The sequence below is a fragment of the Rhodococcus sp. PAMC28707 genome, assembly GCF_004795915.1.
Lineage (GTDB): Bacteria > Actinomycetota > Actinomycetes > Mycobacteriales > Mycobacteriaceae > Rhodococcoides.
The window spans coordinates 438,929-453,163 of record NZ_CP039253.1; the positions used below are offsets into that span (position 1 = coordinate 438,929).

The window sequence follows — 14,235 nt, forward strand, 5'->3', positions numbered from 1 at the left end:
AGACACCATTGATGGACGATGGCCGACCCCTCTTCATCCAGATTGCCGAGATGGTCGAGAACTCGATAATCGACGGGACTCTCGTCGAGGAAACCCAGGCGCCCTCGACGAACGAGTTGGCGGCATTCCATCGCATCAATCCAGCGACAGCGGGCAAAGGCCTGGCAAAACTCGTTGCCGACGGCATCCTCTACAAGAAGAGAGGCATCGGCATGTTCGTCACGAACGGCGCACGGGATGCGCTTCGATTTCGACGACGAGACGACTTCGCACGACAGTTCGTCGAACCACTCGTCACCGAAGCGAACAAGCTCGGCATAGACCTCGACGAGTTGAAAATCATGCTCGACAAATGGGAGGAAGCAACATGATGGACCGTCATGATCTCAGCGTGGTCGACGACACCCCCGTCATCGCCTCGGCGCGAAATCTGACAAAACGATTCGGCGACTTCACCGCGGTCGACGGCGTCAGCTTCGACATCCGGGAAAACAAGATCTACGGACTTCTCGGACGAAACGGGGCAGGCAAGACGACCGTGATGCAGATGCTCACAGCGCAAAGCCGCCAATCATCCGGCGACATCGAAATATTCGGCAGTCGCCCGTACGAGAATGCATCCGCACTTGCGAAAGTCTGCTTCGTCAAGGAAAGCCAGAAGTACCCGGACGACTTCAAGGTTCGTCATGTTATCGACTGTGCGGCAAGGCTTCTCCCACATTGGGATCGACAGTTTGCAGACGAGTTGATGAGCGACTTCGATCTACCTGCCGGCCGTAAGGTCAAGAAGCTCTCACGTGGCATGCTTTCCACGCTCGGGGTCGTAATCGGATTGGCGTCACGAGCACCGCTGACCTTTTTCGACGAGCCGTATCTCGGACTCGATGCCGTTGCCCGCCACATGTTCTACGACCGACTTCTCGCCGACTACTCTCAGAACCCTAGAACGGTCATCCTGTCCACCCACCTTATCGACGAGGTCAGCGATCTTCTCGAACACGTGCTCTTGATCGACAAGGGCGCAATCGTGATCGACGCTGACGCGGAGGACCTACGCCAAAGCGCTTTCACTCTCTCCGGAGCCGCCGATGCAGTGGACCGATTTCTCGGCGACCGCCGTGTATTGCATCGAGAATCGCTCGGAACCTTCGCACGAGTGAGCATCGAGCGCCAACTGTCCTTCGAGGATCGCTCACGAGCAGCATCACTCAGGATCGAAGTCGAGCCGTTGTCTTTGCAGCAGTTGATCATCCGCAACACCACCGCACCCGGCAGCGATTCGATGAAGTCATCGGATCCGACCGACAAGGAGTCGGCATCGTGAAACGAACCCTGAACGTCGCTCGAATGCACGCCATCGCATGGCCGTTGATCATCGGCTGGCCACTGGTAGTGCTCGCCATTTCGTTCGTCATCAGCTATACGATTTTCGCCCTCGTGCCCACGACCGACAACGAATACAACTTCACCGGATCCGTCTTCTCGATGTACGGGTTCGCCATCGGGTTCTACATCCAAGCCGTTACCCAGACGTTTCCTTTTGCGCTAGGAATAAGTGTCACTCGCCGAGAATTCTTCAACGCCAGCGCACTGGTAGCCCTCGTCCAATCAGCAGTTCTGGCAACGCTGGTGTACGTTCTCTCGATCATCGAAGCGTCGACAGGAGGCTTCGGAGTCAAACTCCGAATGTTCGGAATCTTCCGCTATGCGACGGACGATCCGGCTCTGCAATGGCTCGGCATCTTCACCACTGTGTTGCTCGTCGCTGCAATCGGGCTTGTGGTCGGTGTCGTCTACCAGCGATATCGTGTCACCGGAATCTTCGGGCTCGGCCTGGCCTCGATCGTTCTCCTCGGAGGAGGCGCAATTGTGGTCACCTGGCAGCGGTGGTGGCCCGAGGTCGGCGACTTCTTCGTCGACACGCCCCGAATTCTGCTCCTGGTCGTCATTCCACTGGTACTGACCGCAATCTTCGGGCTTGCAGGGTGGGCCGGACTCCGGCGAGCGACCGCATAGATCTCGCGCTGCTAGTTCGCGTCGACGCCGCGTTCGATCACTGCCAGCACGGCGTCGACGTCGACGTTGTTCTCGACCAGGTCCGCCAACAGGTCGAGTTGCTCCTCACGCAACCCAGCCACCGAAGTGTCCGCTGCTACGACAAAATCATTGCGTCCAGCACGAGCGGCCGCCCATCGGAGGAATTCTCTACGGAAACAATCGGATTCGAGCACACCGTGCCAATGCGTACCCATGACTGCCTCCCGCACACTCCCCTCCGCTCGGCCGTCACGATATCGAAACAAGGGCGCATCGCCGCTGTGCACGACGCGTCCGTGATGAATTTCGTAACCCGTGACATCACCGACGCCGAAAAACGGTGATTCCCCGTCCACGCCCGCAAGAACCTTCTCGCGCTCGAACTCGATATCGAGATCGAGCAATCCAAGCCCCGAAGCCCGAACATCCACTGATTCGATTCCATCCGTGATCGTTCGACCGAGCATCTGGTACCCGCCGCAAATTCCGAGAACCGGGCGTCCGGCCTCCACCCGGTCGCGAATGGCCTCGGCCAGACCAGTTTTCCGCAACCACTGCAAATCCGACAGTGTCGCTTTGCTGCCGGGAACGATGACCAGATCGGCGTCGGTCAATCGGGACGGCTCGGTCACCCAATTGACCGAAACCCCCGGCTCACACGCGAGGGCCTCGACATCGGTCGTGTTGGAGATTCGAGGCAACCGCACCGCAGCGACACGCAACCACTGCGACCCCCTCGGCGGACGTGGCCGACCGACTGGAGCGTCCGCGACGACACCGAGCGAGTCCTCGGCATCCATCCATAGATCGTCGGCATACGGAACTACCCCATAAGTTGGCCGACCCGTCAAAGTCTCGAGCTGGACGAGTCCAGGAGCCAGCAACGACGGATCTCCGCGAAACTTGTTGATCACGAAGCCTGCGATCAACGCCTGATCGGCCTCGTCGAGTATCGCCACCGTGCCGTAAAGATGGGCCAACACTCCCCCACGGTCGATATCCCCCACCACGATGACCGGAAGCCTCGCGGCCGTCGCCAACCCCATATTCGCGAGATCCGTCTCACGCAGATTGATTTCCGCCGGTGATCCAGCGCCCTCACAGATCACGAAATCGAAATCCCTGCGAAGCGAATCCAACTCGGTAGCAACGACAGCACGAAGCGACTGACGATGCTCGACATAACTCGACGCCGACACATTCGCGACAGCTCGACCCCGAACCACCAACTGCGAAGTCCGATCGCTCCCCGGCTTCAGCAACACCGGATTGAACCGCACACTCGGCTCCAGACCACAGGCACGCGCCTGAAACGCCTGCGCCCGCCCGATCTCTCCACCGTCCAGCGTCACCACCGAATTGTTCGACATGTTCTGGGCCTTGAACGGTGCAACCGACATACCTCTGCGTGCCAACAAACGACACAGACCGGCCACCAGAACACTCTTACCCGCATCCGACGTCGTCCCAGCCACCAACAACGCGCCGCCGCGGCCCGCCCCACTCACAGCGGTCGGTTCATTCCGCAGGCTCCACTCACGGCCAGTCGGTTCATTCCGCAGGCTCCACTCACGGCAGTCGGTCCATTCCGCAGGCTCCACTCACGGCCAGTCGGTTCATTCCGCAGGCTCCACTCACGGCAGCGTGAGGATCTCACTACCGGTCTCGGTGACCACCAGGGTGTGCTCGAACTGCGCAGTCCACTTCCGGTCGTGGGTGACCACCGTCCAGCCGTCGTCCCACATTTCGGCGTTGATCCCACCGAGATTGATCATCGGTTCGATGGTGAAGGTCATCCCGGGCTCGATGATCGTCTCGACCGACGGCTGGTCGTAGTGCAGAACGACGAGGCCGCTGTGGAACGTGGTGCCGATGCCGTGACCGGTGAAGTCCTCCACGACGCCGTATCCGAAGCGGTGCGCGTACGACTCGATGACTCGGCCGATCACATTGAGCGCCCGACCCGGCTTGACTGCTTTGATGGCCCGCATCGTCGCCTCATGAGTGCGCTCCACCAGCAGGCGTGCCTCCTCCGACACATTGCCGGCGAGGAAGGTCGCGTTGGTATCGCCGTGCACTCCGTCGATATATGCCGTGACGTCGATGTTCACGATGTCGCCATCCTGAATCACCGTCGAGTCCGGGATGCCGTGGCAGATGACTTCGTTGAGAGAGGTGCAGCACGACTTGGGAAAACCCTTGTAACCCAACGTCGACGGGTAGGCACCGTGGTCGATCATGTACTCGTGAGCGATCCGGTCGAGTTCGTCGGTCGTGACACCGGGCGCTACCGCCTTGCCCGCTTCCTGCAGTGCTCGCGCAGCAATTTTGCTGGCAACACGCATCTTTTCGATGACCTCGGGTGTCTGAACCCAAGGTTCGTTTCCCTCGTTCGCGGTCGGCTTCCAGGCGTACTCGGGGCGTTCGATCGAATTCGGCACGGGCAGTGTGGGCGACACGACGCCTGGCACGAGTGGCTGACGGGGCTTGCTCTCGGCTGTCACAGACATGGCTCCAGCGTATGCGCTGTGCATCGGCGTATGCGTAGTCGGTCCCCGGACCGACCGCGCATGTACCGACGTCGATGCGCCATCTATGATTCAGATCACTGAAGTTCGGAAAAGGAACTGATGTCTGCGAAAGAGGTGACCATGCCGACCACCGACGTCCTGCGCCCGCGAGACGGTGATGCGCTTCGCGCAGAACTGCGACAGATCGTGGCTACATCCGGAGTGCCGGTGGTATTCGGTGGTGAAGTGTCCGCCGGCAACACCTTGTACCTGAGCGAATTCCACGGCACCCGCACCAAGGGACTGGACGGACTGCTGATCCCGAGTAGATCCGGCCTCGGCGGCCGCGTCCTCGACCAGCAGCAACCTGCGGCTGTCAGCGACTACGGAAGCTCTCAATACATCACGCACGACTACGACCGACCCGTTCTCGGCGAGGGTCTGCGCTCGATCCTCGCTGTTCCCGTCGTCGTCGCCGGCGCCTCACGCGCGGTGATGTACGCGGCTGTCCGCGAGCGCGGCCCCATCGGCGACCGAATTGCCGAGATGATGGTCAAGGCATCTCGACGGCTGAGTCACGAGATCGCCATTCGAGACGAGGTGGACATGCGCCTCAGATTGCTCGATTCCAGCGCCGGCGCGCAAGCCGGTTTCACCGGACACTCGGCGGCCACCGCGGAATTGCGCGACATCTATGCGGAACTGAGGACGCTCGCGAGTACGACGTCCGATGCCTCCACACGGGCCGAGCTGAGAACGCTGTCGGACCGAATGTCAGCGTCTCTTCGATCGGAGGACCGGCAGCCCGACACCGAGGTCCGACTCTCGGTTCGCGAGATCGACGTCCTGGCCCAGATCGCTCTCGGATGCACCAATGCCGAAGCAGCGCAACGCTTGTCACTCGGTCAGGAAACAGTCAAATCGTACCTGCGTACCGCCATGAACAAGACCGGCGCCAAGACGAGACACGAAGCAGTGGTCACCGCGCGGCGTCGCGGGCTACTGCCCTAGTAGTCCGCCTAGTAGTCCCCTAGTAGTCCCCCTAGTAATCAAGGGGCAACTGCTCGAACATTTCCCTGGTGACCGCCACCGCGTTGTCGGAGCTTCCGCCACGAACGACGAGCGTCGCGAATGCCAGGTCGCCGCGGTAGCCGACGAACCACGCGTGCGAACCGCCCTCGACCTCGGCCTCCCCCGTCTTGCCGTACACCTCGCCCTGATCGGCGATCCGCTCGGCGGTCCCACTGGTGACGACCGAGCGCATCATCCCTCGAAGCCCGTCGACCATCAGCGGCGAGATCGGTGGATGGTCGCCCTCGATCCGAGTTTGCCGTCCCACGATCAGATTCGGTTCCGGCGTCGATCCGTGTGCCACGGTGGCAGCCGCAAGCGCCATTCCGAACGTCGAGACCACGACCTTGCCTTGACCGAAACCATCCTCGGTGCGCTGGACCAATTCCTCGGCCGGTGGTACCGACCCGGAATCGGTGGGCAATCCCACGACGTCGTAGTCCGGACCGACTCCGAACTGTGAGGCTGCCACGGTGAGCGCGTCAGGTTCCATTTCGCTGGCGAGCTTGGCGAAAGACGTATTGCAGGAGCGAGTGAACGCGGTTCCCATCGATACGTTCCCGAGCGAGAATTCGTTGTAGTTCGGGATGCTGCGTTCACCGATCTCGATGCGCCCCGGGCATGGCACCGTCGTATCCGGCGTCGCGAGTCCCGACGATATGGCTGCGCCGGCCGTGATGATCTTGAAGGTAGACCCGGGCGGGTACAGCCCGGCGGATGCAACAGGACCGTCGCGATCGGCTTCCTTGTTCTGGGCAACTGCGAGAATCGCTCCCGTGGACGGCTGAATCACCACCATCATGGCTTGTTCGATCCGCGCGTTCACCGCATTCTGCGCTGCCACCTGAATGTTGCGATCGAGGCTGATGGACACCGAGGGCGCAGGCTGCGATGCAGTGTCGGTCAGTACGTCGACGTCGACCCCGTTCCGGTTCACCGTGACCACGCTCCACCCGGCTTTACCGTCGACCTCGTCGATGACGGTTTTCTTCACCTGAGAAATCAAATCGGGGGCGAACGTCGGATCGGTCGTGAGCAGATCGGACTCGCCGGACACCGTTACGCCCGGCAGTGCGGCAAGCGACGCCGCGACGGGCTCATAGTCCTCGGCGCGGAGCAGGGCAACTGGATAGTCACCCTTGGTCGATGTCGCCGACTCGACGATGCTTTGCGCCGAGATATTCGAATCGAACGGCGCGAGAATGGATGCCAGTCCGGTCGCAGACGAGACGATGTTGCCGGATTCTTCAGCGTTCACCTTGACGCGGTGCACCACACCGGGCACCAGGACGTCCGACCCCGACCGCTCGTTGACGCGTGCCCGCGGCGGCGACGTCGAGCGCAATTCCATGGTCTGTGTGTCACCGAGACCAGGGTGAATATCGGTCGACGTCCACCGCACTCCCCAGTTGCCGTCGGCACGGCCCATTTGCAGTTCTCCGTCGTAGGACCAGACTCGGCCCTTGGGAAGGTGCCATTGGTAGGTGTAGCCGACCAGCGCAGTGTCACCATCGACGCGCACCGACGTTGTTCGGGCTTCCATGGATTCCGCTTGCAGGTTCTGCCAGGTATCGGCCAGCGCTGCTGCCGCCGATTCGGGAATGTCGGTCTTCGCCGAGGCCGCCTCGATGTCGTTCGAGGCGAAGGCCGAGAGAAATTCCTGAGCTGCAGGTTCGGGACCATCCGGCGCGGGGGTACACGCGACGGCGGTGCCGACGACGAAAACACACACCAGCGCTGCCACCGCGGGCCGTCGAACGCACCGCATATCCGAGAACCTCATCGCGCTCATCGTAGTTCGGCGAGAGCGCGCGCGAGCGCAGCGAATCGCGGTCTAGTCCAGAAGGACTGTGGTGAACGTGGCGACCTGCTCGAGGCCGATACGGCTGTACGCGCGGCGCGCGGGCCAATTGAAGCTGTTGACATACAGGCTGGCGATGCGACCGCTGCGCACCACCGAGTCGACGACGGTAGCTGTACCCGCCGATCCGAGACCCTGCCCACGGTAGAGCGGGTGAACCCACACACCTTGAATCTGGCCGACCGATGCGGACTGCGATCCGACTTCGGCCTTGTAGATGACTTGTCCGTCCTCGAATCGCGCCCAAGCTCGGCCAGCGGCAATGAGACTGGCGATCCGACGGCGGTAACCCCTACCACCGTCGTTTGCCTGTGGATCGACACCGACTTCCTCGATGAACATGGCTACGGCGGCACTGAGGTAGACGTCGAGCTCGTCGGCGTGCACGAGTCTGACCAGAGGGTCGGCAGGAAATATCGAATACGTCGATGTCGCCAACAGTGGTTGCTCGCTACGAAGCTCGCGCGGCGCACCCCAATCGGGTTCGAGCATCTCCCACAACGGCAACGTCAGTTCGGCGCGGCCGACAAGCGAAGAACACATCCGCGGACCACGACAAGCGCGGTCGGCGAACGAGCGGAGATCATCGACCGAACCCAGGAGCGGAACGAGGTTGGCACCGTAGAAGCACAAGGATTCTTCCGGGCCCCCTCGGCTCCACATCTCGCCGTGGAACGACCGCGGGTCGAGCCCCGAATCCTGCACTCGAGCCGCGATCATGCACGAGGCAACCGGGTCGGCATCGAGGACACGGAGAACATGTGCCGTGTCCTTCCCGCTCAGCGGCTTCGCACCCAAGAGCTTGAGCACCTACGCCACCTCCTCGACACCAACACATCCTCTGACGTTGAAGACCAGATTGCCAGACTTACGGGCGCAAGTGTGCCAATCAGCTGACGGTCACGACCGGAGCACCGGCCTCCGCGTCCGTATCATCGCCGAATTCCTCGGCTATTCGCATTGCTTCCTCGATCAAGGTCTCGACGATCTGTGCTTCGGGGACCGTTTTGATGACCTTGCCCTTGACGAAGATCTGCCCTTTGCCGTTGCCGGACGCCACACCGATATCTGCATCCCGAGCTTCACCGGGTCCGTTCACCACGCACCCCATGACTGCAACCCGAAGTGGAATCTCCATGCCGTCGAGCCCGGCGGTGACCTCGTCGGCGAGCTTGTACACGTCTACCTGAGCGCGGCCGCACGACGGGCAGGAGACAATCTCCAGCTTGCGTGGGCGAAGGTTGAGCGATTGAAGAATCTTGTTTCCGACCTTGATTTCCTCGGCCGGTGGGGCGGAGAGCGACACTCGAATCGTGTCGCCGATCCCACGAGAGAGCAACGCCCCGAACGCCACCGCTGACTTGATGGTGCCCTGGAATGCGGGTCCGGCCTCGGTGACTCCCAGGTGCAGCGGATAGTCGCACTGCGCAGCAAGTTGTTCGTAGGCAGCGACCATGACGACGGGATCGTTGTGCTTGACCGAGATCTTGATGTCTCCGAAGCCGTGCTCCTCGAACAGTCCGGCTTCCCACAGCGCCGATTCCACGAGAGCTTCGGGTGTGGCCTTGCCGTATTTGTCCATCATCCGTTTGTCGAGCGATCCAGCATTGACGCCGATCCGGATGGGGATGTTGGCCTCGCGGGCCGCCTTCGCGACCTCTTTGACACGCCCGTCGAATTCCTTGATGTTGCCAGGATTCACTCGAACGGCCGCGCACCCGGCATCGATTGCCGCGAAGATGTACTTGGGCTGGAAGTGGATATCGGCAATGACCGGTATCTGGCTCTTCCTGGCGATGATGGACAGCGCGTCGGCGTCCTCTTGTGTGGGGCACGCCACTCGAACGATGTCGCATCCCGACGCTGTCAGCTCTGCAATCTGCTGCAGGGTGGCGTTGATGTCGTGGGTCTTGGTGGTGGTCATCGACTGCACCGAGATCGGGTGTTCGCTGCCGACACCGACGGTGCCGACCTGCAGTTGACGAGTCTTACGTCGAGGAGCGAGTACGGGAACCGGCGGCGCCGGCATTCCCAATCCGACTGACACAGTCACTTCGTTGCCTTCTTCCCTAGCTATGAGCACGAGTGTATCTAGAACAATCGGATCGGGTTCACGATGTCCGCGGTGAGAGTGAGCAACATGTACGCGCCGCCGATCACGATCACCACATACGTGACGGGCATCAGCTTCATGTAGTCGACGGGTCCACCGTTCGGCAGACCACGACGCCGGCGGAAGAAATTGCGGATCCGCTCGTAGATGGTGACGGCCATATGTCCGCCGTCGAGGGGAAGCAACGGCAGCAGGTTGAAAATGCCGAGGAAGAAGTTCAGGCTCGCGAGCAGCAGTACGAATACCGGCCACTGGGATCGCTCGACCAACTGTCCACCGATCACACTGGCACCCACAACACTGATTGGCGTCTCGGGATCGCGCTCACCGCCTGTGACCGAAGTCCACAAATCGGCTACTTTGCTCGGCATTTGAACGAGGCGTTGCCCTGTCTCCACGAACATATCGCCGGTGAACGCAAACGATGCTGGAATTGCGGCGAGGGCGTTGTACTGCGTTGGCTTGAAGGTCTCCAGCTGCACGCCCACTGCGCCAACCGTCGCAGATCGTCTACCAGTCTCGGTCCCGTCTCTCACCCAGCGCTGCACTTGCTGCACCTGCACCGGGAAGGTTAGTTCTTCACCGTTACGTTCGATGACGAAATCCACTGTGCCGGATAAAGGCTGGGTCGCAGCAACTACGTCGGCGAACTCCGGCGTCGGTGAGCCGTTCACGGACACAATCACGTCGCCTTGGCGAATACCTGCAGCGAACGCCGGACTTTGACCGTCACATTTCGGCAAAGTCAGATTGTCGTTCTGAGTCGGCGCCACACACTCCATATTCCCGACCATCGCACCGGACGGCGTGTTCAGGTTCGGCAGTCCCCAGCCCACAGCGAGCGTGAAGATGAGCAGGAAACCGAGAACGAAGTTCATCGCTATTCCGCCGAGCATGACGACGAGGCGCTTCCACGTTTTCTGCCGATACATCGCGCGCTCGACCTCGTCGGGCGCGAGCTCGTCGATGGCGGTCATCCCGGCGATGTCACAGAAACCGCCTGCCGGTATCGCCTTGAGTCCGTACTCCGTCTCACCGCGCCGAAAAGAGAACACCTTTGGACCGAAGCCGATGAAAAAGCGTCGAACCTTCATGCCCGTAGCGCGGGCGGTCAACATGTGGCCGGCCTCGTGCAGAGCAATGGACACCGTGATTCCCAGGGCGAACAGAATGACGCCGAATGCGAACACCATCTACGTTTATACCTTCTGATTCAAGAGTGCGCGGGCCTGACGACGAGCCCAGGAATCGGCTTCGAGTACCTCGTCCACGGTAGTGGGAGTGGCAGTCCACTCGCTGCTGCCTGCCCCGAGGACCTCTTTGACGGTGTCGACGATCCGTGGGAATTCGATACGGCCGGCGAGGAACGCCTCGGCGGCGACCTCGTTCGCGGCGTTGTAGACCGCCGTCATGCACCCCCCGAGAATTCCTGCCTCACGCGCCAGTTGGACAGCCGGAAACACTCGATCGTCGAGCGGTTCGAAATCCCAGGAAAACGCGGTTGTGAAATCGAGTGGGCGGGCAGCGTTAGCCACCCGGTTCGGCCATCCCAATGCGAGCGCGATCGGCAGCCGCATATCGGGCGGGCTCGCCTGCGCGATCGTCGATCCATCGAAAAAGGTGACCATCGAATGCACGATCGACTGCCGATGAACCGTGACATCGATCCGCTCGTACGGGATGCCGAACAGCAGATGGGTCTCGATCAGTTCGAGCCCCTTGTTCACCATCGTCGCAGAGTTCAGCGTATTCATCTGCCCCATCGACCAGGTCGGATGCGCCGCTGCCTGCTCGGGAGTGACAGATTTCAGCTCCGCCTCCGACCAACCGCGGAACGGGCCGCCCGACGCAGTCAACACCAGCCGCTCCACCTCCTCGGCTCGGCCACTTCGCAGACACTGTGCAAGGGCAGAATGTTCGGAGTCCACGGGCACGATCTGCCCGGGAGCCGCAGCTTCGAGGACGAGCTCTCCGCCCGCGACCAAAGATTCCTTGTTCGCCAGGGCCAGCGTCGCTCCGGATTTCAACGCCGCGAGTGTCGGCTCCAGCCCTCGCGAGCCCACCAAAGCGTTCAACACGACGTCCGCCTCGACCGACTCCACGAGTTCGGTGACGGCCCGATCGCCGGTGAGGACGTTCGCCAGTTCCAATTCGGCACCCGCATTCGGGTCTGCGACCGCGACGGACGAGACACCGGTATCGCGGATCTGACGTCCGAGCAGGTCTACATTGCGACCGCCTGCAGCGAGCCCGACCACCTCGAACAATTCGGGATTGGCAGCGATCACCTCGAGGGCTTGGGTTCCGATGGAACCGGTGCTGCCCAGGAGCAACACCCGGACCGGACGCGATACTGGAGGTGTTCGATGCTCGGGCACTCGTTCATTGTTGCTGATCGACTCTGAGAGTCACCTGTGCGGCCGCCATCCGTGGCACGCTGGGCTCTCATGGAGCTCACCTATCCCGAGATCGGCGGCACCAAGGGCCCGATGCCTGCCGGCTACCACCATCTCGATCGTCGAGTCCGCATCGGCACCGGACGCGGTGCATTCGAAGCAGCAGCCGACGCCCTGTCTGAATGGCAGATGCATCGAAAGTCGGGACTCGGGGTCGACACGTCGACCCCGAGAGCCGAGGCGGACACCGTCGTCGTGCTGACGCTAGGTCGGATTCGAATTCCCTGCCGCGTCGTGTACCTCATCGACTCTCCCGATCGACGGGGTTTCGCATACGGCACCCTGCCTGGGCACCCGGAGCAGGGCGAGGAGTGCTTCGCCGTCGAATTCGATCCCACGAACGACGCCGTCTTCGCACACATCCGCGCGTTCTCACGACCCGGTCGCTGGTTCACTGCACTCGGCGGACCCGTCGGAAGACGGGTCCAGAAACTCTTCACCGACAGGTACCTGGCCGCGTTGCGAACGTACGCAGCGTGACTTCTTGCCCGCGTCAGCTACTCGCGCCCCTACTCGCTACTACTGCCGGTCGTATGCCAAACTGGGTGCGCACACGCATGCCGGACTTTCGGCTGCACCCTGACCCGAGAGGATCGACCGGTGGCACAAACCGAACTGGACCCCGCTTCGTACGACCCGGTCGAGTACACCCATGAGGACATATCCGAGGTGCCCTCGGCCAACTGGGGCTGGAGCGGCGAGTCGAACAAGGCGATGCGGATCGCCGCTATCGGCGTCGCAGTCTTCCTGCTGCTCATGATCCACGGAAACCACACAGGCGGGATCGAAGACCTCTACATCATCGGTTTTGCAATTGCGCTCGTCGGCATCGTAGTTCGCGACATCATCGTTCGCCGCAAGCCGCGATAGCACGCAGGAGCAAAGAACCCGATAGCTGCGCTGAGCAGATATCGGGTTCTTTTTTTTGCGCTTGTCGTCAGTTCTCGGCGGCAAGCTGACCGCAAGCGGCAGCGATCTCCTGACCGCGAGTATCACGGACGGTGCACGAAACACCTTGCGCAATAACTCTTCTCACGAATTCACGTTCGACGGGCTTCGGGCTGGCGTCCCACTCGCTGCCCGGGGTCGGGTTGAGCGGAATGAGATTGACATGCACTCTCGATCCGAGAGCCTTGTGCAGTTTCTTGCCCAGCAGGTCCGCACGCCACGGCTGATCGTTCACATCTCTGATCATCGCGTACTCGATCGACACTCGACGGCCGGTCTGATCCGCGTAGTATCTCGCCGCCGACAGCACTTCGGCCACCGACCACCGGTTGTTCACCGGCACCAGGGTGTCCCGCAACTCGTCGTCCGGAGTATGCAGCGATACTGCAAGCGTGACGGACAAGCCCTCGTCGGCCAGTTTGCGAATAGCAGGTGCGAGACCAACGGTCGATACAGTCACCGACCGCTGCGACAGGCCGAGCCCATCGGGCGCAGGCGAGACGATCTTGCGCACAGCGGAGACGACGCGCTTGTAGTTGGCCAAAGGCTCACCCATCCCCATGAACACGACGTTCGACAGGCGACCCTCGCCTCCGGGCACGGCGCCGTCACGTAGATCTGCTGCCGCCGATCGAACCTGGTCGACGATCTCGGCAGTGGAGAGGTTGCGATCGAGTCCAGCCTGCCCGGTAGCGCAAAATGGGCAGGCCATCCCGCAGCCGGCCTGACTCGAGATGCAGAGGGTCGCCCGATCCGGGTACCGCATCAGGACGCTCTCGAGCAGCGTGCCGTCATTGGCCTTCCACAACGTCTTACGAGTGTCGCCTTCGTCACACGACAAGTGCTTGACGGCCGTCAGCAGCGGCGGAAACAGGTCTGCTCCGACCTTTTCGCGGATCGCTGCCGGAAGGTCCGTCATTTTGGTCGTATCCGCTTCAAGCCTGCCGTAGTAGTGGCGTGCAAGTTGGTCGGCACGAAAGGCAGGCAGCCCAAGATCCTTGACTGCCGCTTTCAATCCTTCGCGATCCAGGTCGGCGAGGTGTCGTGACGGCATGCCGCGACGGCGATCCGCGAACACCAACGGCAGTGTCGGCCTCGTCCGCGGGCGGGCGCTCTCGGCTGTGGATTCGTCGGCGGTCATAGCAGAATCACTCATAATATATCCAGTGTCCCACTACTGGGCACCTCTCTCCTATTCAGCGCGCAGTTTTCAGCCCCACAGCGACGGGTGACCGAACG

General features: G+C 61.6%; 14 protein-coding genes. 6 read left to right on the plus strand and 8 right to left on the minus strand.

The features are described from left to right. Positions 1-8 precede the first annotated feature (8 nt). From E5720_RS02015 to E5720_RS02025, 3 genes are read left to right on the plus strand one after another with little or no spacing between them, the layout of a single operon-like run. A complete protein-coding gene (locus E5720_RS02015) occupies positions 9-371 on the plus strand; it encodes a GntR family transcriptional regulator (protein WP_168708405.1) in 363 nt (120 codons plus the stop codon). Next, positions 353-1,324, plus strand: a complete 972-nt coding sequence (locus E5720_RS02020; protein WP_247596134.1) for an ABC transporter ATP-binding protein — start codon at positions 353-355, stop codon at positions 1,322-1,324. The genes E5720_RS02015 and E5720_RS02020 overlap by 19 nt, the downstream gene beginning before the upstream one ends. Further along, positions 1,321-2,016, plus strand: coding sequence for an ABC transporter permease (locus tag E5720_RS02025; protein WP_136169273.1), 696 nt, complete (start codon positions 1,321-1,323; stop codon positions 2,014-2,016). Before E5720_RS02020 ends, E5720_RS02025 begins: the two co-directional genes overlap by 4 nt. A gap of 11 nt (positions 2,017-2,027) precedes the next feature. Here E5720_RS02025 and E5720_RS02030 read toward each other — a convergent pair whose 3' ends face one another. Together E5720_RS02030 and map are read right to left on the minus strand one after the other, a co-directional pair. Beyond that, the gene (locus E5720_RS02030) at positions 2,028-3,545 is read right to left on the minus strand and encodes a cobyric acid synthase (protein WP_136169274.1); all 1,518 of its coding nucleotides are present in this window, start codon (positions 3,543-3,545) and stop codon (positions 2,028-2,030) included. A 126-nt stretch (positions 3,546-3,671) separates the two neighbouring features. Next, entirely contained in the window at positions 3,672-4,547 is an 876-nt protein-coding gene (map, locus tag E5720_RS02035) for a type I methionyl aminopeptidase (protein WP_136169275.1), read from the minus strand. A 120-nt stretch (positions 4,548-4,667) separates the two neighbouring features. Here map and E5720_RS02040 point away from each other — a divergent pair, with 120 nt between their 5' ends. Continuing rightward, positions 4,668-5,558 carry a LuxR C-terminal-related transcriptional regulator gene (locus E5720_RS02040; protein ID WP_136169276.1) on the plus strand — a complete coding sequence of 297 codons (891 nt, stop codon included), beginning with the start codon at positions 4,668-4,670 and terminating at the stop codon, positions 5,556-5,558. Between the two features lie 31 nt (positions 5,559-5,589). Here the strand turns inward: E5720_RS02040 and E5720_RS02045 are convergent, their stop codons facing one another. The 5 genes from E5720_RS02045 to dxr form a co-directional block, all read right to left on the minus strand. Further along, on the minus strand, positions 5,590-7,401 hold the full coding sequence (locus E5720_RS02045; protein WP_136169277.1) for a penicillin-binding transpeptidase domain-containing protein: 1,812 nt from the start codon (positions 7,399-7,401) through the stop codon (positions 5,590-5,592). A 51-nt stretch (positions 7,402-7,452) separates the two neighbouring features. After that, positions 7,453-8,289: a GNAT family N-acetyltransferase gene (locus E5720_RS02050; protein ID WP_136169278.1), complete on the minus strand. Its 837-nt coding sequence runs from the start codon at positions 8,287-8,289 to the stop codon at positions 7,453-7,455. A gap of 79 nt (positions 8,290-8,368) precedes the next feature. Continuing rightward, positions 8,369-9,508, minus strand: coding sequence for a flavodoxin-dependent (E)-4-hydroxy-3-methylbut-2-enyl-diphosphate synthase (ispG, locus tag E5720_RS02055; RefSeq protein ID WP_136172370.1), 1,140 nt, complete (start codon positions 9,506-9,508; stop codon positions 8,369-8,371). Between the two features lie 62 nt (positions 9,509-9,570). Next, the gene (locus E5720_RS02060; protein ID WP_136169279.1) at positions 9,571-10,785 is read right to left on the minus strand and encodes a site-2 protease family protein; all 1,215 of its coding nucleotides are present in this window, start codon (positions 10,783-10,785) and stop codon (positions 9,571-9,573) included. A 6-nt stretch (positions 10,786-10,791) separates the two neighbouring features. Beyond that, entirely contained in the window at positions 10,792-11,970 is a 1,179-nt protein-coding gene (gene dxr / locus E5720_RS02065) for a 1-deoxy-D-xylulose-5-phosphate reductoisomerase (protein ID WP_348769844.1), read from the minus strand. 69 nt (positions 11,971-12,039) lie between these two features. On the opposite strand from dxr, the gene E5720_RS02070 reads away from it, so the two are divergent. Both E5720_RS02070 and E5720_RS02075 read left to right on the plus strand, forming a co-directional pair. Then, the gene (locus E5720_RS02070; RefSeq protein ID WP_136169280.1) at positions 12,040-12,528 is read left to right on the plus strand and encodes a DUF1990 domain-containing protein; all 489 of its coding nucleotides are present in this window, start codon (positions 12,040-12,042) and stop codon (positions 12,526-12,528) included. Positions 12,529-12,648: 120 nt separating this feature from the next. Further along, complete coding sequence (locus E5720_RS02075; protein ID WP_136169281.1) at positions 12,649-12,918, plus strand: DUF2631 domain-containing protein; 270 nt, start codon at positions 12,649-12,651, stop codon at positions 12,916-12,918. 67 nt (positions 12,919-12,985) lie between these two features. Here the strand turns inward: E5720_RS02075 and rlmN are convergent, their stop codons facing one another. After that, positions 12,986-14,137 (minus strand): 23S rRNA (adenine(2503)-C(2))-methyltransferase RlmN, encoded by a 1,152-nt coding sequence (gene rlmN / locus E5720_RS02080; RefSeq protein ID WP_136172372.1) that lies wholly within the window; start codon positions 14,135-14,137, stop codon positions 12,986-12,988. Between the last annotated feature and the right edge of the window lie 98 nt (positions 14,138-14,235).

Bases quoted from the DNA above. Each gene is read 5' to 3' on its own strand.
- E5720_RS02020 (WP_247596134.1), top strand. From the start codon at position 353: ATGGGAGGAAGCAACATGATGGACCGTCATGATCTCAGCGTGGTCGAC.
- map (WP_136169275.1), bottom strand. From the start codon at position 4,547: ATGTCTGTGACAGCCGAGAGCAAGCCCCGTCAGCCACTCGTGCCAGGC.
- E5720_RS02040 (WP_136169276.1), top strand. From the start codon at position 4,668: ATGTCTGCGAAAGAGGTGACCATGCCGACCACCGACGTCCTGCGCCCG.
- E5720_RS02045 (WP_136169277.1), bottom strand. From the start codon at position 7,401: ATGAGGTTCTCGGATATGCGGTGCGTTCGACGGCCCGCGGTGGCAGCG.
- ispG (WP_136172370.1), bottom strand. From the start codon at position 9,508: ATGCCGGCGCCGCCGGTTCCCGTACTCGCTCCTCGACGTAAGACTCGT.
- E5720_RS02060 (WP_136169279.1), bottom strand. From the start codon at position 10,785: ATGGTGTTCGCATTCGGCGTCATTCTGTTCGCCCTGGGAATCACGGTG.
- E5720_RS02070 (WP_136169280.1), top strand. From the start codon at position 12,040: ATGGAGCTCACCTATCCCGAGATCGGCGGCACCAAGGGCCCGATGCCT.
- rlmN (WP_136172372.1), bottom strand. From the start codon at position 14,137: ATGACCGCCGACGAATCCACAGCCGAGAGCGCCCGCCCGCGGACGAGG.